Source organism: Vibrio sp. 970 (genome assembly GCF_033339075.1).
Map to the genome: position 1 here is coordinate 1 of NZ_JAWOTW010000601.1, position 579 is coordinate 579.

Genomic DNA, 579 nt, shown 5'->3' on the forward strand with positions numbered 1-579 from the left:
AAATTGATTGGAGCAGCCGCGGGCTAGGTAGAAAGCACGATAAGCGTTTTTGGCGTAAAGTGCAAAAGCAGTTCGTTTTGGATAAACGAACGACTTACATGAACATTGGTACAACAGGCTCAATGCCGAAACATGTTCTTGAAGGCTATGAAGACAACAACAAATTAGTGGCGAAGTTCCCATGGGACATGAAAGGTAAGTTTGGTAAGTTCCCTTACGTTTCAGACATGATCGCAGAGATTGCACCAGCTTTTGGCGCAAATGCTGACGAAATCATCTTAAGCCGCAACACGACTGACGGTCTATGTTCGATCATTAATGGTCTGCATTTCGAGCCGGGAGACGTGATTCTTACTACGCACCACGAACACATTGCAGCGACATCTCCGCTGAATGTTGTAAAACACCGCTTTGGTGTAGAAGTCGTGGAAATTCAGTTACCAGTGTTTACAGGTACTGAAGACGTTTCTGAACAAGATTACATTCAAGCGTTCCGCGAAGCGATTGAAGCCCACCACAACGTTCGTCTTATCGTTTTCTCGCACATTACCTACAAAACTGGTACCACACTTCCAGCCA

The 579-nt window shown here is 45.3% G+C and carries 1 protein-coding gene; it reads left to right on the plus strand.

Annotated features, from left to right (window positions below; translation table 11 throughout):
• Positions 1-579: aminotransferase class V-fold PLP-dependent enzyme (locus tag R7Q11_RS28115; protein ID WP_225467221.1), on the plus strand; the 579-nt coding region annotated here is incomplete at both ends.